Consider the following 19,049-nt stretch of genomic DNA (forward strand, 5'->3'; position numbering starts at 1 on the left):
AAAATATGACACAGACAGACAATATAATTAAAGCAGATCCTGGGAAATGCTTTAAAAGAAAAATAGATGGAGTTGTTTTTGGCGATGAAATCTATTTGGGAACAACTTATTATCTTGATGGAATAAGACTTCAAGAACCCATTCAGGAAAGCCCTGATGATTTTGAAGAAATTAATATTGAGGTTCAAACAGAAGAAATTAATTAAAAGATGATAAATTTTATTACTTATTTCCCGAACGGAAATTGATAACGAGTCCTGACAATATAATAAAGATCTGAGGACAAAAATAAATAATTAAAACGGAGCAGAAACTTTTTTGCTCCGGCTTTTGTTTTTATAGCTTTTGAATTTTATAACATCCCGTTTAATAATCAAAAATGCTAAAAGTATTCAATTCTTTTCATCAAGATTAGCTTCCATGAAAATGATTTTAGGGTCAAAAAAATCAAATAATATTTCAATTTTAATAAGAAAATACAGTAATCCCATAAAGAAAATTTTAGCTCTGATTTCTACTATACTCTCATTCATGTTATTCGCATTAGGTATTATTCTTTTATTGATATGCTTTTCAGAATATCCTTATTAAATATACGTCTATAAAAAACCATCCTCTATATAAGGATGGTTTTCATTTATATTGAGTCAGATATTATTAATTACACTAAATCAAATCGGTCCGCATTCATTACTTTCACCCAGGCAGAAACAAAATCATTCACAAATTTTTCTTTTGCATCAGAACTTGCATACACTTCAGCAATAGCTCTCAATTCAGAATTTGAACCGAAAACAAGATCTGCACGGGTAGCTGTCCATTTTTTCTCTCCGGTTTTACGATCCACCCCTTCATACAGCTCATTATCATTGGAAGCTGATTTCCACTGTGTATTCATATCCAAAAGATTTACGAAGAAATCATTATTTAAAACACCTGGATTTTGAGTTAAAATTCCATGAGAAGAACCGTCGAAGTTTGTATTCAAAGCTCTCATTCCTCCTACCAATACTGTTAATTCCGGAGCGGTAAGATTTAATAACTGTGCTTTATCAATCAATAATGATTCTGTAGAAACGGAGAATTTTTTCTTTAAATAATTTCTGAAACCGTCTGCTGCAGGTTCAAGGTATCCCATAGATTCCACATCGGTCTGTTCCTGAGAAGCATCCATTCTTCCCGGCGCAAAAGGTACAATCACATTGTGGCCTGCATTTTTAGCTGCTTTTTCAATTCCGGCACTTCCTGCAAGAACGATCAGATCTGCCAGGGAAACTTTTTTACCTCCTGTCTGATTTTCATTAAACTCCTTCCGAATATTTTCCAGAACTGACAAAACTTTCTGAAGCTGTGTTGGATTATTCACCGCCCAATATCTTTGCGGAGCCAAACGGATTCTCGCTCCATTTGCCCCTCCCCTTTTATCACTTCCTCTAAAGGTCGAAGCTGAAGCCCAGGCTGTAGAAACCAGTTCAGAAATACTTAATTCTGAATCTAAAATCTTTGATTTCAGTGCTTCAATATCAGAATTGTTAATTAACACATGGTCTACTTCCGGAATAGGATCCTGCCATATTAATTCCTCCGCCGGTACTTCCGGACCTAAATAACGAGCTTTTGGTCCCATGTCTCTATGAGTTAGTTTGAACCAGGCTCTGGCAAATGCATCTGCAAAAGCATCCGGATTTTCAAAGAATTTTCTTGAAATTTTCTCATAAACAGGATCAAACCTCAATGACAAATCCGTGGTAAGCATGGTTGGCCTGTGCTTTTTAGAAGGATCGAATGCATCAGGAATAATTTCTTCACCATTCTTGGCCACCCATTGATGAGCTCCTGCAGGACTTTTGGTTAGTTCCCATTCATTTTCAAAAAGATTTTTGAAGAAATAATTGCTCCATTGTGTCGGAGTTTCTGTCCAGGTGACTTCCAATCCGCTTGAAATGGCATCGGTACCTTTTCCAGATTTATAAGAACTGCTCCATCCTAATCCCTGAAGTTCAATTCCGGCCGCCTCAGGTTCTTTTCCTACATGATCTGCAGGTCCGGCTCCGTGGGTTTTTCCAAAAGTATGTCCTCCCGCAATCAAAGCTACGGTTTCTTCATCATTCATCGCCATTCTTCCGAAAGTATCTCTAATGTCTTTTGCAGCCGCAATAGGATCCGGATTTCCGTCCGGTCCTTCAGGATTTACATAAATCAACCCCATTTGTACCGCCGCTAAAGGTTTTTCTAAATTTCTTGAATGAATGTCTCCATCCGCATCATCATCTGTAGGCAGGACTCCGTGTTTTTCACCGACCCCTTCCGAACCATGAGCATAACGTAAATCTCCTCCTAACCAAGTTTTTTCTGACCCCCAGTATACATCCATATCCGGTTCCCAAACATCTTCACGACCTCCTGCAAAACCAAAGGTTTTAAAGCCCATAGATTCCAATGCCACATTTCCTGTAAGGATCATCAAATCTGCCCAGGAAATTTTATTTCCATATTTTTGTTTGATCGGCCATAGCAATCTTCTCGCTTTATCCAGGCTTACATTATCCGGCCAGCTATTAAGAGGAGCAAAACGTTGTTGCCCGGCTCCCGCACCGCCTCTACCATCACCCACACGGTAAGTTCCTGCACTGTGCCAAGCCATACGGATAAATAAAGGACCATAATGTCCAAAATCTGCCGGCCACCAATCTTGAGAATCAGTCATTAAAGCATGAAGATCCTTTTTTACCTCATCTAGATTGAGACTTTTAAATGCTTCGGCGTAATCAAAATCTTTATCCATTGGATTTGATAAAGATGAATGCTGACGAAGAATATCTACTCTTAACTGATCCGGCCACCAATCCAGATTTTTAGTACCTCCGCCTGCTACACTTTGTTTTTTCATTGTTCCGTTATGAAACGGACATTTACTGATGTCATTCAAATCGTTTTCCATTATCGTTTAATTTTTTATGTTGATTACCTTTAATTTTTCACTAATGAACAGAGCAAACTTACAATAGTTTTTAAAATAAATACAATCTATTGAAAATATTTACATGATAGTTAAAAACTATATATCATTTAAATTATTTTACATGAAATAGTATCCAGATAAATTATATTATCCTGCAATTAAGTTAGAAAAATTATGTCTTATTTTATTAATAAATGAAGTTTAATAAATCAATTTAGAATCATTCAAATTATTAAAAATGAAATCATTAGCCACGTATTAGAATTAATTTAAAATTCACTACCTTTATTCGTTAGAATTTTTTTAAACTGGATTATGCAAGAGGATATGCAACATAAACACATAGTTTTTTTCGACGGAGAGTGCGGAGTCTGTAATTTCTGGGTTCAGTGGATTTTGGAAAAGGATAAAAACGATGAATTTTTGTTTGCCTCACTTCAATCTGATTTTGGACAGAGATTTCTTACAGAACGTGGTCTTGAAAATAAACAATTCAACACCCTTTATCTCTGGAAACCTCAGCAGTATTATCTTATAAAGTCTAAAGCCGTCTTGAAGATTTCTGATATTTTAGGCGGGTTTTATAAATTAGTAAGTCTATTGGGTAAAGTATTTCCCACGTCTTTCAGTAATGCTATTTACGATATGGTTTCTAAAAACAGGATGAAACTTTCGTCTCAAAAGTGTTTTTTACCTGATGCCCATCAGAAGAAGAAATTCATAGAAGTATAAAAAACAGCTTCAAGATTTTTTTATTAAATAATCATAAAGAATTAAGTTTTTCGAAACCATTTTTCTTTTAATGCATATATTTGCAAACTATGGAATATAACACCCAAAAAACACAGCTTCATTTACCGGAATACGGTAGAATCATACAACAGTTGGTTGAGCGTTGCAAAGAGCTTCCTACAAAAGAGGAAAGAAGTGAAATGGCAATGGCAATCATCGATTTTATGGGTCAGAGAAACCCGCAGCTTCGCGACGAAGAAAACTATAAGCATAAACTTTGGGATCATCTTTTTATTCTAGCAAATTATGATTTGGATGTTGATTCTCCTTATCCGTTCCCTACAAGAGAACAGCTTGCCGAAAAACCTAAAAGGATGGAATATCCTAAACTGCAGGGAGACTTCAAATTTTACGGAAAGAGTATCCTTCAACTGATAGAAAAAGCAATTGAACTTGAAGCAGGAGACGAAAAAGAAGCTCTGATTGAAGTGATTGCCAACAATATGAAAAAGTCTTACAATGTTTACAATAAAGAGCATGTGACTGATGATGTTATTTTCCGCCATTTGAAAGAACTTTCTGAAAACAGATTAGACCTTACCGGAATTGAAACACTGGAGAAAAGTAAGATTTATTATACCGGAAACAACCGTAATAATAAAAGCGGCAACAACAATAACAACAATAATAAAAACCAGCCCAACAAGAGAAGACATAACAATAATCACAAGAACAGAAAATAATGAGTGGAACATTTCAAATAAGAGGAGGGAAAAGATTACAGGGTGAAATTACCCCACAAGGAGCAAAAAATGAAGCTTTACAAATTTTATGTGCTGTTCTGTTAACAGATGAAGAAGTAAGAATAAAAAATATTCCGGACATTCATGATGTCAACAGACTGATAGAAATTTTAGCTGATTTTGGTGTAAAAGTGACGAAAAACGGCCACGGTGATTACACGTTTAAGGCTGATTCTGTGAATTTTGATTATGTAAAATCTGAAGAATTTAAAAAAGACGGTGCTAAACTAAGAGGATCTATCATGCTGATGGGACCGATGCTTGCAAGATACGGAGAAGCCTATATGCCAACTCCGGGAGGAGACAAGATCGGAAGAAGAAGACTTGATACTCACTTCCAGGGATTGGTAGAACTGGGTGCAGAATTCAACTACGATGAAGAACAATATTTTTATTCTTTAAAAGCTAAAGAACTTAACGGAAAATTTATTCTTCTGGAAGAGGCTTCTGTAACCGGAACAGCCAATATTGTAATGGCAGCTGTTTTAGCCAAAGGAAAAACAAGAATTTATAACGCTGCATGTGAACCTTACCTGCAACAGCTTTGCAAAATGCTGAACAGAATGGGGGCAAATATTTCAGGAATTGGTTCCAATCTTTTAACTATTGAAGGGGTAACTCATCTTAGAGGTACAGAACACACCATGCTTCCAGATATGGTGGAAATCGGATCTTGGATCGGACTTGCTGCCATGACAAAATCTGAAATCACGATTAAAAATGTAAACTGGAATCAACTTGGAGTCATTCCCAATACTTTCAGAAAACTAGGAATCCAATTGGAGCAAAGCGGTGATGACATCTATATTCCATCTCAGGAAAATTATAAGATCCAGAAATTTATAGACGGTTCTATTCTTACGATTTCAGATGCTCCATGGCCTGGATTTACTCCGGATTTGCTTTCTATCATTTTAGTGGTTGCCACTCAGGCTAAAGGAAGTATTCTGGTACATCAGAAAATGTTTGAATCAAGATTATTCTTCGTTGATAAATTAATCGATATGGGTGCACAGATCATCTTATGTGATCCACACAGAGCAACTGTAATCGGTTTAAATCAGGAAACTCCGTTAAGAGGAACAACAATGGTTTCTCCAGACATTAGAGCCGGAAACGCGCTTCTTATTGCAGCGCTTTCTGCTGAAGGAAAATCAATCATCCATAATATCGAGCAGATCGACAGAGGATATGAGAACATTGATGGCAGGCTAAAAGCTATTGGTGCTGATATTGAAAGAATTTAATTGATTCTCATTAACCATATAAAAAAAGCGTTCAGAAATTCTGAACGCTTTTTTTATTAAGACATTGGAGCAATTTACCAACCGCCTCCACCTCCACCTCCGCCGCCTCCGCCGGAGAAACCACCACCTCCTGAACCAGAACCACTGCTGGAATTATTGGAAGGTTGTGTTGACGAAGACTGTATTGAACTTGTAAGACTCGAATTAAGTGAGCTTGCAAAGGCATACCGATTTAGAGTGGAACCAACATACCAGTTATTCTGATATTCGGTTGACATTTTCGAAAGCATTGCATCAAATTTTTGCCCCCAAATCTCGTCCACTCCTAATACCATTGCAAAAGGAAGGTATTTTTCAAAAACCTCGGGAGTCATTTCAGGTGGGTTATGAAATTTAAGCTGTTCATTTTCCGCTGCTCCCATATACATCTGAAAACCTTCAATAAGAGATTTTATCTTTAATTTCTCTTCCGAAGGCCTCTTGATTAAAAAAGCATAGATGATAAGTGAGGTAAACCCTAATACAATAAAAATATAACAGATATTAAAATTATTATCAATGGTAAAATCACTGCTTTTATGAATAAATACTCCGATAAGAATAAAAACAAAAACCGGAAATCCTAAAAATAATTTAAAGAGAGCCGGAAAATATTTGAATAATAATCCCGCAATAAAGAATGCAATAAACAGCCCTCCATATAAAAACATTCCCATTACAATTTTTTCAAATTCAGGGAACATTCTGAAGCTTAAAAATAAGCCTGCAAAATACACAAAGCTAATCAGCAAAAATGGCAGAATCAGTTTTTTTGTATTGTTTCCTTCATTTAAAAAAGCATCATGCTGAAATTTCAATGCTTCTTTACAATTTAAAACAGCCTGTTCTATTTTAGAATCATATTTCCCATCAAAATCAATGGTATCGCGATAGCTTGAAAAGAGATAATCCATCAGTTTTTTTTCTTCTTTAGGGAGATCTTCATCAGCTATTTTCAGTTTTTTAACAGTATAATATTTTGATTTAAAAAGTCCCAAAAGACCAGAACTATCTTTTTCAATAATCTGAACATAGCCTTTGATGGCAAGGTTGACCAATGCCGCCGTTACGTATTTATTCTTGAAACTTTCTGCTTTCAAATACCCTAAAGATGCCGGTGAAAGATTATCAGGAACGTTAAATTGAGGATAGACAATAGGTTTTTCAGGATCTACTCCATATTTTCTCCATGTTGAATAATAGTAATACAACAATCCTAAAAACACAAGAAAACCTCCGATCAATATCCCAAATCGCTCCAGAAAACTTGGAGGCGGAGGTGGAATCATGATTCCTTTTTTAAAACCTACAGCCACCGTAAGCCCATAATTAGCCTGAAAACCGGAAGCACGCCATTCTATGGAATGACCCGAAAGTAGCTTTGAGGCGCAATTCTGTTCCCGACTCCCAGCAATACCAGTATAACAGGAATTCTGTAAAATATTCGCTCCTATCGGAAGATGCACCACCGCAGAAATTGTATCTATGGGAAAATCCCAATAATTTCCATTAACGTTCCAGTACAGCTCATCATATTTGTCAAAAAAGCCAATTTGATTTTCTGTTTTATACTGAATCTCGTACTCGTAATTTCCAGGTTCGAGAATTACATCTTTGCTTCCAATATATATTTTAAGGAAACCGTCTTCTATTTCTTCATGGTAATCCTCCTCTATTCCGTTTTTCTTAATGGAAATAATATCATACTTTACCTTCTGCGTTCTGTTATTCAGATTTCTCGACAAAGGCAGTGTACGAAAAATCCCTCTTTGAATTTTATCTCCGAGACTATGAACCTTGATGTTCTCAGTAATATGAAGAGATGAGTGCGTATCTACATTGATATCCGAATGAAAAAGCAGAATTCTTTCTGTTCCGGACAAATTTTCGTTTAATGAGTTGTCGTCCTGGGCAAAACCAAGAATAAAGAACAGAAAAAATATAAATTTCAGAAATTTCTGCATTGTTAAAACTTTACCGTTGGAACTTCTCGCTCTGCAATATTATCCAGCTCGAAATAGGAAACCTTTTCAAACTTATACATATTGGCCACGATATTACTTGGAAAAGATTCTACCAGTGTATTGTTTTCACGAGCCGTTCCGTTATAGTATCTTCTCGACTTTTCAATATCATTTTCAATAGAAGTAAGTTCCGCCTGTAATTGTTGAAAATTAGCATTAGCTTTCAGATCGGGATACTGCTCTGCAACTGCAAAAAGATTCATCATTGCCTGGTTCAGTTTTTTTTCAGCAGCTTCTTTGGCTTCTAAAGAATTAGCTCCCACTGCCTGATTTCTTGCTCTCGTAACGCTTTCAAGAGTTTCTCTTTCGTGAGTGGCATATCCTTTTACCGTCTCTACAAGGTTAGGAATAAGATCATGACGTTTTTTCAGCATCACATCAATGCTGCTCCAAGCTTCCTGAACTAAATTTTTAAGTTTTACCAAGCGATTATAAATAGAAACCGCATACAGAAGAAAAATTGCTATGATACCGATAATAATAAGTGCAACCATAATTTTGTGATTTTTTTATTTGGATAAAAATAGTCTTTTTAACGGAAAGGAAATAAAAAAAGCGCTCAATAAATGAACGCTCCTCAAACTATATGGATCTACACAACTAAGAGTACTTTCTGCAGATATATTCTACAGTAGTATTCAAAAGTTTATTTTTATTCAGGAAAAATTCAAGCTGCTGAAAATCTTCTGAAGTGGCATTAAGATATAATTGAAATGATCCGAAATCATTTCCGTTGATATATTCCACATCTGCATTCAAAAGCTTATAACACATTCCCATTTGCTGATAGATAATATTGAGTAAATGATCAAATTTCATTTTCCCGTTCAATTCTATTTCTAGAATCAGCTCTTTCTTAATTAGGTTTACGTTATTAGGCCGTGATTGCAAATTTGTTATCATAACATCTCGTTTTTTAGTTAAAAAGTTATTTTCTGAAATACATACAATTATTTGTTATTAAATACAGGACAAAAATATAAAAAAATATTAGTCTACCAAATTTATAGACTAATATTTTTTAATTTATTTTCAAAATAAAAAAAGAAGCTATAATGCTTCTTTAGTGTATTATTTAAGTTGTTGTATTCTTTCTATTTTGGGCGATCCTGCTAAACCATTTGGATTACACCCTAATTCTCCTTCAGGAACTTTAAGATTTTTCTTCTGATAAAATTTTTCCCAGAACTCATTGGTTTTACCGGTTTGGGGATCAATAAAAGTCATGGGCTCTAAGGTGAAAATGTGATCTTTCCTGAAAATCCGCTCTATAAAATCCGAACAGTAATAGGAATCTTCATTTAATATATAGTTAAAATTATAGGGTTTTCCCAACATTGAATTTGCTTTAGCAATAGCATCAGGAATCGCATTTTGATATTCAGGTTTTAATCTATAAACAAAAATATCCTGTCCGTCTTTTTTTTGATCTTCTACAAAATCTTTAAGTTTCTGTTTGTCTGAACCTCTTTTTGGAGATGCATGAAGTACAAAATAATGGCCATCAACTTTTTCCAGAATCCCGATATGATCAAAAGAAGCATTTTTTTCCTTTTGCGTTACATTATTAATTGCTCCGGATAATCCCGAATCTTTTGCTGTAACAAAAAGCAAGTCCCCGTTTTTTAGTCCCAAAGTTTTAATTCCTGCGCATCCAGCAGCAATGAACAGAAGTATAAAAAAAGATAAAGCTGGGGTAAGAAATTTATTTTTTATAATTCTTTTCATAGGTCTCGATCCATTCATCTACAGTTATTTTCTTACTCAACTCTGCAATAAGCTCAATGGGAATATCATCAACTTTTTTAAAGCGGATACAAGATTTACCCATATCCAGGTTTCTTTTTGAATGTTTGGGAAATTCTTCCACGAACCAATTCAACAATTCGGGTTTTGCATATATTCCCATATGATACAATGCAATAAAATTTTTCTGAGAAGCTAAACTCATAAAAGGAAGTGGCGTATCAGGAGTGCAATGATAGCCAGGAGGATAAGTTTCCAGCGGAACTGCCCAGCCAATCATTCCGTAACTGATATTTTCTGAAAAACCTTTGGGCAGATTATTATTTACTGCATCAAAAATCTTCTTAAAAACTTCCTGCCTTTCTTCAGGAATCTTTGAGATATAATCATCTATTGAAATTGCAGGAATTTGCATCTTAGTATAATTTAATGGCTTAAAATTAACAAATTTAATATAAAACAAAAGCGACCTTACCAAAAGTAAGACCGCTCATAATATTTAATAATAATATAAGATGTTATTTTTTAATTGCTTTTATAGTCTGTTTAGAACCATCATTCATATTTAGAACCACCAAGTACACCCCTTGTTTCAAGTCTCCTAAGTGAAGAGTAGAAGAAGGACTTTCAATATTCTTAATTAATCTTCCTGCAATATCAACAATAGAAACAGATTTCACATTTTTGATATCAGAAATAGTCAATACATCTGTAAATGGATTTGGATACGCCTGAATGTCATTTTTATTTGCCACAACTTCAGATGTCGCCAAATTCGCATTGTTAATACTAATATCATCAACATATAAATAGTATTGATCTGCAGCCGAATAAGCATTAAACCCAAAATAATAAATTCCTGTTGTAGGTACTGTAAAATTAACAGTCACCGCATGAGCCGTTTTATCATTAATACTTGGATAGTCAGCTATAGCATTAACCATAGCAGCTGCGGTTGCCGAAGTACCAAAGGCTACTTTTAGCTTTTCTACAAATACAGTCGAATTATTCCCATACTTATAAGAAATTGCATACTGGGTTCCAGCTGTTAAATTCAATCCTTGAGTAAAGAACCAAGTATTAGCAGCATTTGAACTGTTATAAACATATCTTAATACTTTAGTCGATAATCCTGGACAATCCGTAGGAGGATCCGCTGTTGTCCAGCTATTTCCTGTTCCTGCATTCAAATTATATGTGCAGCTAGGAAGTGCAGGTGTTGTTACACTTTCAAAATCTAAAAGATAAGGAGCGCCTGTGCTTGTACATGCTGTAGTAAAATTATTTTCTGTACAAGATGATGAGGTCTGCCCTCCAGCATAAGCATTAACTGTATAATAATACTTTGTATTAAATGCTAAAGAAGTAGTAAACGGATAAGTAGTAACATTTCCTACATCTACATTATTCAAAATATTTGTTCCTCCTGACGTGGTGCCTACCGTCAATTTATATCCCGCAGCTCCAGCAACTGCATTCCAGGTAATTGATGGTGTTACAGAAACCCCTGTTGCTCCAGCTACAGGAGCTGTTATTGTTGGGCAAAATGATGGAGTGGTAAAAGAAATTGGACCTGTCCAAGTACTTTTACTTGTCGTACTACAACTTGATCTCACCCAAACATAATAAGTTGCATTAGACGCTAATGTTGTTAATTGAGCAGAAGTCGTAGTAGAAGCTGTAGAATTTGTACTATTTAAAACCGTACTTGAAGTAGGAGCGACATTAGATGTACTATAATATACATCATATCCACTTGCTGGTGCTGTTGCCGGAGCTGTCCAGCCTATTGTAGCCGAAAACGAAGCTACATTTGATGATGTAATAACTGTTGGCGCAAAGCAAGAAGGCAATGGCTCCCAATAAACATCATCCCAGTAATATGACTTACCATCTGCTGTATTCTGGATCGCTAACCTTGCATTAGCAGGAACGGTATTAGGAACTGTTACTGTATATTCAGAATTGGTGTAGGTTGTATTAGTTAAACTTAGAGACTGTAACAAAACAAAGGTAGAGGCATCTGTAGGGTTAGTTACATATCCCACTTTTAAAGTTCCGGTAGCCGTACTTACTCTCGCTTTTAATCTCAACCAATTCGTTCCGGCATTTATATTGGAAAACTCCGGCAATACAACTGTACTTGGAGTTCCCGTTGAGGCAACATATTGATAAATATTTCTTGTTCCGGAAGCTGGAGTAGTTGAAGAAATGGTCATACTTCCCGTACCTGCATTTCTTACCCAACAATCGGGAACAATATTTCCAGTAGCATAAGAATCAAAATTTTCAGCCATAGAAGTCACAGCACCGCAAGCTGTTTTAAATGTACCGCCAAAAGACCATGCACTCTGGCTTGTTCCCGTACTGCAATTCGATCTTACCCAATAATAATAAACCGTATTTGGGTTCAAGCCAGGAATAACTTTAGAAGTTCCTGTTTCTCCCGGAAAATTCGGAGTAGCAGTACTTGATGGAATTGTACTCGAGGTGCTATAGTAAATATCATAACTTGCCGGAGTAGATCCCGTAGGAGCCGTCCATGAAATTGCAGCAGAATTAGCCGTAATTGTACCAACTGCCTGCAATGTTGGAGGTGCACAGGTTGAATATGCATCTGCTGAAAAAGCAAAAATATTTGGCAGTCCAGTACCTGCTGTTTTTGTCACAGCAACACTTTGAATAAGCTTCGTTTGATTAGCAGTATTTATAACAAACTCATTCTGATATAATCTGGGATTAGTCCCGCCTTCTGGTGACGGAACATCATCACCTGCAACAGGAGTTCCAACAGGTTTTTTAATTCTGCCAAAACCTTGAACAGCAAAATTAGTTCCATTATACCAGTCGGCAATGCTGATGCCGGTAAACTGCTGATTTGTGCCATCTGAAAAATTTACAGTAACAGAAACAGTTGACGCCCCACTTCCACTCGTAGAAAGCATATACAACTTAGTAGCCGCTTTTGGTGTTGTAAACGTTAAAGTTCCGGTGTCGTTTACCGCAGCTAATCTCAAGGAATTGTTCGCACTTAAGCTTGCTAATTGATAGCTCAATCCAGGTGTTGTCGTCACTATTGAATTAATAATACCATCAACAGGAAGACCGTAAGTAATCGGTGTACTTGTTGATGTTAACAGAAAATCTTTAGCTACAAAAGCATAAGAAACTCCGTCTACATCATTATTGGTAGTCACAGCTGAGGAGCCTGTTCCATTTGCAACTACATCCGCCGTAAAACCTGATTGGACAGGCATTTGCTGATAGTTTTGTGCCAAAGCAAAAGAACTGGCAAATAGTCCTAATGCACCAAGCACAAGAGCTGGTTGATTTTTTCTCATAAAAATTTTTATTAGTCTGACGTAAAACTATGAATTAAATCTAAATCCGCAATAATTAATTTAAATATTTTTCAACATTTACATCAAAACTAGATAAATTAAACAATAAACAAACGTTTAATTTCAAAAAAAATACATGAAATAAAACAAATAACAAAATATATCATAATTATTATTCAAAACATAGGATATTGGATTTAATGCACTACATACCGTCCTTAGAAAAAATATTTTGCTATTTTTGTGCAATCAATTTTAGATAAAAAATAATGCCTAATATTTCAAACAGAGCACAACAGATGCCAGCTTCACCGGTAAGAAAACTGGTACCTTTTGCATTGAAAGCAAAACAAAAAGGAACTAAAGTATACCACCTCAATATCGGGCAACCGGATATTGAAACCCCAGAAACAGCACTGAATGCTTTAAAAAACATTGATTTAAAAGTATTGGAATATGCCCTTTCCGAAGGAAACATAGAATACAGAAAAGCTCTTACTGAATATTACCATTCTTTAGACTTCACAGATCTTACCCCTGATAATTTTATTGTGACTAACGGAGGCTCAGAAGCTTTAAATTTTGCCATTTCAACATTATGTGATGATGGAGACGAGGTAATCATTCCTGAGCCATACTATGCAAACTACAACGGATTTACAAGCACTTTTAATGTGCATGTAGTAGCAGTTCCGTCAACTATTGATACGGGATTTGCCCTTCCTCCGATTGAAGAATTTGAAAAGAAAATCACAGAAAAAACAAGAGCAATCGTTATCTGTAATCCGGGAAATCCGACAGGATACCTTTACACCCGTGAAGAATTGCAGAAATTGGCAGAAATTGCTTTAAAATATGATATTGTTGTTATTTCAGATGAAGTATACAGAGAATATGTATATGATGGAAAGCAACAGATTTCAATGCTTGCCTTCCCTGAACTAAGCGAAAACTGTATTATTATCGATTCAGAATCTAAGCGTTACTCTATGTGTGGCGTAAGAATTGGTTGTATGATCACCCGTTCTAAAAAAATTCACGATGCAGCCATGCTTTTTGCACAGGCAAGACTAAGCCCTGTTTTATTGGGACAAATTGCTGCAACTGCCGCTCACCAAAACGACGGAGCTTATATCAGAGCTGTAAGAGAAGAATATACTCACAGAAGAAATGTATTGGTAGATTTACTGAATGCCATTCCCGGAGTTATTTGCCCAAAACCAAAAGGAGCTTTCTATTGTGTCGCTGAACTTCCCGTGGATGACAGTGAAAAGTTTGCACAATGGCTATTAGAGAAATACTCCAATAACAACGAAACCATCATGGTTGCCCCTGCAGGAGGATTCTACAGCGATCCGGAATTGGGTAAAAAACAGGTCAGAATAGCTTATGTTCTTAAAGAACAGGATTTAAGAAGAAGCGCAGAAATCCTGAAAGACGCACTACAACAGTATAAATTAGAGTTCAAACTTTAATACAATACCATGTCAGCAATAAAATTCTTAGGTTTGAAAATATTCTTTTCAATAGTTTTATTGCTGACTTTTTTTTCCTGCAGCTCAAAAACAGAAAAAACAATCCCTAAAAATAACGAAATCACATTTATCAGTGTTTCTAATGTAAGTGGGAATTTAGACAATTACAGACTTATTAAAATTACCAGGGACTCTATTGTATCTGAGCAGGGAAATACTGCTAAACAAATTCATAAACAACGGGCTTTCGCTATACAGACCAAAACATGGAAAGAACTTACCCAGACTTTCAATCTGAAAACTCTGGATCACATTAAAAGTTCAGAAAGCATACAGGCTAAAGGCGGAACCGATGAAGTCTTCCAGATCAGAACTTCAAAAAAATCTCATGTTTATGTAAATTCTTATCATGATACCATTCATTATAAGCAATTCCAAAGATTCAAAACACAATTAGAAAAAATTCTATCAGAACATCCATAAACTTATGCAGGAAAATTTTTCATTAAAAGCTTACAATACTTTCGGAGTAGAAGCTAAAGCAAAATATTTCGTTGAAGTCACGACTGTAGAGGAATTAAAAGAAGCCATTATCTTCTCAAATTCTCAAACACCCAAAATTCCCATCCTGTTTCTTGGAGGCGGGAGCAATATTTTATTCACCAAAGACTTTGACGGACTTGCCATTAAGCTAAATCTGACAGGTATTTCAGAAGAAGTTATTAATGAAAATGAAGTATGGGTAACTGCTAAAGCAGGCGAAAACTGGCATAATTTCGTCATGTATTGTCTGGATAAAAACTATGGCGGCCTGGAAAACCTTTCTCTTATCCCCGGAAATGTAGGAACCTCTCCCATGCAAAATATCGGAGCCTACGGAACTGAAATAAAAGACGTTTTTGTAAACTGTAAAGTTTTGGATCTAGAGCGTCTGGAGCTTACAACATTCAATCTTGAAGAATGCAGATTTGGGTATAGAGATTCCATTTTTAAACAGGAGGGAAAAGGCAGATATGTGATTCTGGAAGTTACCTTTAAACTTACCACCAAAAATCATATCATTAAAACAGAATACGGAGCCATCAAATCTGAATTGGAAAATTTAGGCATTGAAAATCCGACAATCCAAGATGTTTCGAAAGCGGTGATCAATATCAGACAAAGTAAACTTCCGGACCCAAAAGAAACCGGAAATGCAGGAAGCTTTTTCAAAAACCCAACAATTCCTTTAGCCCAATTTGAAGCATTAAAAGAAAGGTTTGAAAATATCCAAGGTTATCCCAGTGGAAACTCCGTTAAAGTTCCGGCCGGATGGCTGATTGAGCAATCCGGATGGAAAGGAAAACAGATTGGCAATGTGGCATCTCACAAGCTTCAGGCATTAGTGATCATCAATGCAAAAGGAAATGCGACAGGGAAAGAAGTGTTTGATTTTTCTACCGAAATCATCAATTCTGTTAAAGAAAAATATGGAATTGAGCTGGAAAGAGAAGTGAATATTATTTAGAAAAAATTAATAAATATAGATGCTTCGACAGGCTCAGCATGACAACTCTAATACTAATCATATTATTAGTAATGAATTTGTAGCGGTGTCATGCTGAGCCTGTCGAAGCATCTCTAAACAATCAAACAAAAAAACATACAAATATGAAAATCGCCATTCTCGGAGCTGGAAACATGGGTTTATCTTTTTCAAAATCATTTCTGAAATATGAATTGATAAAGCCCGAAAACCTGCATTTAATTACAAGAAACGAATCCAAATTTTCTAAAATATCGGAAGAATTTCCAAAATCAAAAATCTCGACTTTTGATGAAGTGAAAGAATTGGATGCGGATTTAATTATCATCGCTGTAAAACCCCAGGATTTTCGACATGTAGCTGAAAATTTCAAGTTTCAGTTGAAAGAAAACCAGATGGTTTTATCGATCATGGCGGGAATCAAAATTGAAAAAATTCAAAAACTATTACATCACCCATTAGTAGTCAGAGCCATGCCGAACTCTCCTACTCTTTTAGGAATGGGGATTACGGGATATACAGCAGCAGAAGGAATTTCTTTCAGCCAATTAATCAATATCGAAAGATTATTAAACTCTACCGGAAGATCGGTTTATCTGGAAAATGAAGAATTACTGGATGGCGTTACAGCACTTTCGGGAAGCGGACCTGCCTATTTTTATTACATCGTTGATGCCATGATAAAAGCCGGAGTTGAAATGGGAATTGAGGAAAATCTTTCCAAGCTTTTTGTAAAACAAACCATGTTGGGAGCTTATCACCTGATGAATAATTCCGAAAAAAGTCTCGAAGAACTGATTCAGGATGTTGCCTCAAAAGGAGGAACCACAGAAGCGGCTTTAAAAACTTTCAACGAAAACAATTGTAAAGAAATTCTGAAAAAAGGAATTCTGAATGCAGAAAAGCGAGCCAAGGAACTGAACGGATGATTTTAAAGTAGTTAAACTTATACAAATTCTACCACTTACAACTCACGTAACCCAATATGTATATTTCTTTTCCATCAACCTTCTCATTAAGAAACCTAGAAACACTCCAAACGTATTCAAAATAATATCATCTACTTCAAAAATACCCATTCTTGTAAAATACTGAGTGGCCTCAACAATCGTAATAGCCGAAATAAAAGTAAAAAGAAGACTTTTTAATTCTGTAAGCTGTGGAAAAATCCAGCCAAGAAAGCCGAAAGGAATAAACATTACAACATTTCCGACAACGATGATTACTATATCTTTCCAGGAGATACAGCCTTTAATAAAATTTATCGTAGAAAATATCGGCTCGATGGTCAGTAAATTATCCTCCATCTAAGTTCTGCCCATCCCGAAAAACATCAGATAGAGTAAAAATAAAGTATAAGGAACAATAATAATTTTATAAAATTTCTTTAACATCGATTGCAAATTTATTCATTTCAAAAACATTAAATTTGTGTGTTAAATTAATTTAATGAAATACGTTTTACTTACGCTCATTTCAGCGATGCTTTTGTCCATTTCGTGGCCGACTTATGGAGTTCCGTTTTTTATATTTTTTGCACTGGTTCCTCTTTTAATGATGGAACACGGTGTTTCTAAATTTTCAGATTACCAAAGAAAAAGCTGGGTTGTTTTCGGACTTTCCTACTTATGCTTTATCATTTGGAATATTGTGACGACAGGCTGGTTGTATGGATCAAAAAATCCTGACGGAAGCCATTCTTTAATGGCGGTTGTATTTCCGGTTTTAGTTAATTCATTACTGTATTCATTAGTCTTCCAATGTTATCACTGGTACAAAAACGCACAAGGAACGTATTGGGGATTGGCATTTTTTGTAGCCATCTGGATGAGCTTTGAAAAATTCCATTTGAACTGGGAATTAACCTGGCCTTGGCTGAATCTTGGAAATTCATTTTCAGAATATCCGAAATTAGTACAATGGTATGATACACTAGGCGCTACAGGCGGAAGTTTCTGGATCTTACTGGTCAATGTTTTATTGTTTTATACCATAAGAACCTGGGAAGCCGGAAGAAAGAGAAAAGATCTGATTAAAAACTCTTTTATTGTTGCTGCTTTAATCATCATCCCGATGATTATTTCACTAATAAAATACAATAGCTTTAATGAAAAGCCAATCGGAACCGTTAATGTTCTAATGCTTCAGCCAGATCTTGATCCGTACGCAGAGAAATATTCAAAAGACAGTTTAACAATCGAACAGGATCTTTTAAATCTAGCCGAGAAAAATACAAAAGGAAAAATTGATTATTATATTGCTCCCGAAACCGCACTTCCCGGGAGAGGTTCCATTTCCGAAACTGCCTTTGAAAAAAGCATTATTTTAAATAATCTTAAAGAATTCCTTGCCAAACATCCCGGTTCTGTTTTTTCAACCGGAATTTCATCTCATAAATTTTACACCAGTTCCAAAGACCTTCCTACTGAAGCCTACCAAATCAATCAGGGACTTTGGGTGGAAAGTTTTAACTCAGCAATACAGGTTATACCCAATCATAAGGTAGAAGTTTACCACAAAGGCAAATTAGTTCCCGGAGTGGAAATTTTCCCTTATATGAACTATTTAAAGCCCCTTCTTGGCGATGCCATGATTAATCTGGGAGGAACTGTTGCTTCTTTAGGTTCGGATAAAGAAAGAGTTGCCTTTTCCAACCCTTACAACAAAGGTAAAATCGCTCCTATCATTTGCTACGAAAGCATCTATGGAGAATTTGTAACAGATTATGTAAAAAAAGGAGCCAACTTTCTGGGTATCATGACCAATGATTCCTGGTGGGGAGTTTCAGAAGGACATAAACAACTTCTTTCCTATGCTAAATTAAGAGCGATAGAAACCCGAAGAGAAATTGCACGCGCAGCAAACAGTGGGATTTCGGCTCATATCAATGCCAAAGGTGAAATTGTAGAAGATACTTTTTATGGAGACCAAACAGCTTTATTTGCCAAAATAAACTTATATGACCAACAAACGTTTTATATAAAAGCTGGAGATCTGTTAACAAGGTTCTCTATCTTTGCTTTAGGATTTTTATTATTTTATTTCCTGATAAAAAGGTTTCAGAAAAAGATCAATAAACAACAGGCTTAATGGTCGTATTTCTGAAAAAATATTATAACTAATTGAAAAATAAATTTTAAAACATTTGTCTATCT

General features: G+C 35.6%; 17 protein-coding genes. 9 read left to right on the forward strand and 8 right to left on the reverse strand.

Going from position 1 to position 19,049, the window contains the following annotated elements; translation table 11 throughout:
* Positions 1–5: 5 nt before the first annotated feature.
* Entirely contained in the window at positions 6–206 is a 201-nt protein-coding gene (locus tag P0Y62_09770; protein WEK68160.1) for a hypothetical protein, read from the forward strand.
* A gap of 455 nt (positions 207–661) precedes the next feature.
* On the opposite strand, the gene katG is transcribed toward P0Y62_09770, so the two are convergent.
* Entirely contained in the window at positions 662–2,941 is a 2,280-nt protein-coding gene (gene katG, locus P0Y62_09775) for a catalase/peroxidase HPI (protein ID WEK68161.1), read from the reverse strand.
* A 348-nt stretch (positions 2,942–3,289) separates the two neighbouring features.
* Between katG and P0Y62_09780 the strand changes: the two genes are divergently transcribed.
* From P0Y62_09780 to murA, 3 genes are all read left to right on the forward strand, one after another.
* Positions 3,290–3,694: a DUF393 domain-containing protein gene (locus P0Y62_09780; protein ID WEK68162.1), complete on the forward strand. Its 405-nt coding sequence runs from the start codon at positions 3,290–3,292 to the stop codon at positions 3,692–3,694.
* An 89-nt stretch (positions 3,695–3,783) separates the two neighbouring features.
* On the forward strand, positions 3,784–4,437 hold the full coding sequence (locus P0Y62_09785; protein ID WEK68163.1) for a DUF4290 domain-containing protein: 654 nt from the start codon (positions 3,784–3,786) through the stop codon (positions 4,435–4,437).
* Positions 4,437–5,744, forward strand: a complete 1,308-nt coding sequence (murA, locus tag P0Y62_09790) for a UDP-N-acetylglucosamine 1-carboxyvinyltransferase (protein WEK68164.1) — start codon at positions 4,437–4,439, stop codon at positions 5,742–5,744. The genes P0Y62_09785 and murA overlap by 1 nt, the downstream gene beginning before the upstream one ends.
* A gap of 74 nt (positions 5,745–5,818) precedes the next feature.
* Here the strand turns inward: murA and P0Y62_09795 are convergent, their stop codons facing one another.
* The 6 genes from P0Y62_09795 to P0Y62_09820 form a co-directional block, all read right to left on the reverse strand.
* On the reverse strand, positions 5,819–7,747 hold the full coding sequence (locus tag P0Y62_09795) for a DUF2207 domain-containing protein (protein ID WEK68165.1): 1,929 nt from the start codon (positions 7,745–7,747) through the stop codon (positions 5,819–5,821).
* 2 nt (positions 7,748–7,749) lie between these two features.
* Entirely contained in the window at positions 7,750–8,301 is a 552-nt protein-coding gene (locus P0Y62_09800; GenBank protein ID WEK68166.1) for a LemA family protein, read from the reverse strand.
* 106 nt (positions 8,302–8,407) lie between these two features.
* On the reverse strand, positions 8,408–8,710 hold the full coding sequence (locus P0Y62_09805; protein WEK68167.1) for a cysteine methyltransferase: 303 nt from the start codon (positions 8,708–8,710) through the stop codon (positions 8,408–8,410).
* A 168-nt stretch (positions 8,711–8,878) separates the two neighbouring features.
* Positions 8,879–9,535, reverse strand: a complete 657-nt coding sequence (locus P0Y62_09810) for a YiiX/YebB-like N1pC/P60 family cysteine hydrolase (protein ID WEK68168.1) — start codon at positions 9,533–9,535, stop codon at positions 8,879–8,881.
* The gene (locus P0Y62_09815; protein WEK68169.1) at positions 9,513–9,968 is read right to left on the reverse strand and encodes a DUF1801 domain-containing protein; all 456 of its coding nucleotides are present in this window, start codon (positions 9,966–9,968) and stop codon (positions 9,513–9,515) included. The genes P0Y62_09810 and P0Y62_09815 overlap by 23 nt, the downstream gene beginning before the upstream one ends.
* Positions 9,969–10,071: 103 nt before the next feature.
* Positions 10,072–12,894: a fibronectin type III domain-containing protein gene (locus P0Y62_09820; protein WEK68170.1), complete on the reverse strand. Its 2,823-nt coding sequence runs from the start codon at positions 12,892–12,894 to the stop codon at positions 10,072–10,074.
* Positions 12,895–13,163: 269 nt separating this feature from the next.
* Here P0Y62_09820 and P0Y62_09825 point away from each other — a divergent pair, with 269 nt between their 5' ends.
* The 4 genes from P0Y62_09825 (at position 13,164) to proC (ending at position 16,823) form a co-directional block, all read left to right on the forward strand.
* The gene (locus P0Y62_09825) at positions 13,164–14,369 is read left to right on the forward strand and encodes a pyridoxal phosphate-dependent aminotransferase (GenBank protein ID WEK68171.1); all 1,206 of its coding nucleotides are present in this window, start codon (positions 13,164–13,166) and stop codon (positions 14,367–14,369) included.
* 9 nt (positions 14,370–14,378) lie between these two features.
* Positions 14,379–14,852 (forward strand): hypothetical protein, encoded by a 474-nt coding sequence (locus P0Y62_09830; GenBank protein ID WEK68172.1) that lies wholly within the window; start codon positions 14,379–14,381, stop codon positions 14,850–14,852.
* Positions 14,853–14,856: 4 nt separating this feature from the next.
* A complete protein-coding gene (murB, locus tag P0Y62_09835) occupies positions 14,857–15,876 on the forward strand; it encodes a UDP-N-acetylmuramate dehydrogenase (GenBank protein WEK68173.1) in 1,020 nt (339 codons plus the stop codon).
* 143 nt (positions 15,877–16,019) lie between these two features.
* The gene (gene proC, locus P0Y62_09840) at positions 16,020–16,823 is read left to right on the forward strand and encodes a pyrroline-5-carboxylate reductase (GenBank protein ID WEK68174.1); all 804 of its coding nucleotides are present in this window, start codon (positions 16,020–16,022) and stop codon (positions 16,821–16,823) included.
* Between the two features lie 42 nt (positions 16,824–16,865).
* Here proC and P0Y62_09845 read toward each other — a convergent pair whose 3' ends face one another.
* Positions 16,866–17,201, reverse strand: a complete 336-nt coding sequence (locus P0Y62_09845) for a VanZ family protein (protein WEK68175.1) — start codon at positions 17,199–17,201, stop codon at positions 16,866–16,868.
* A 142-nt stretch (positions 17,202–17,343) separates the two neighbouring features.
* Here P0Y62_09845 and lnt point away from each other — a divergent pair, with 142 nt between their 5' ends.
* The gene (lnt, locus tag P0Y62_09850) at positions 17,344–18,984 is read left to right on the forward strand and encodes an apolipoprotein N-acyltransferase (GenBank protein ID WEK68176.1); all 1,641 of its coding nucleotides are present in this window, start codon (positions 17,344–17,346) and stop codon (positions 18,982–18,984) included.
* Positions 18,985–19,049 lie beyond the last annotated feature (65 nt).

Source organism: Candidatus Chryseobacterium colombiense, from assembly GCA_029203185.1.
Taxonomy (GTDB): Bacteria; Bacteroidota; Bacteroidia; order Flavobacteriales; family Weeksellaceae; genus Chryseobacterium; species Chryseobacterium colombiense.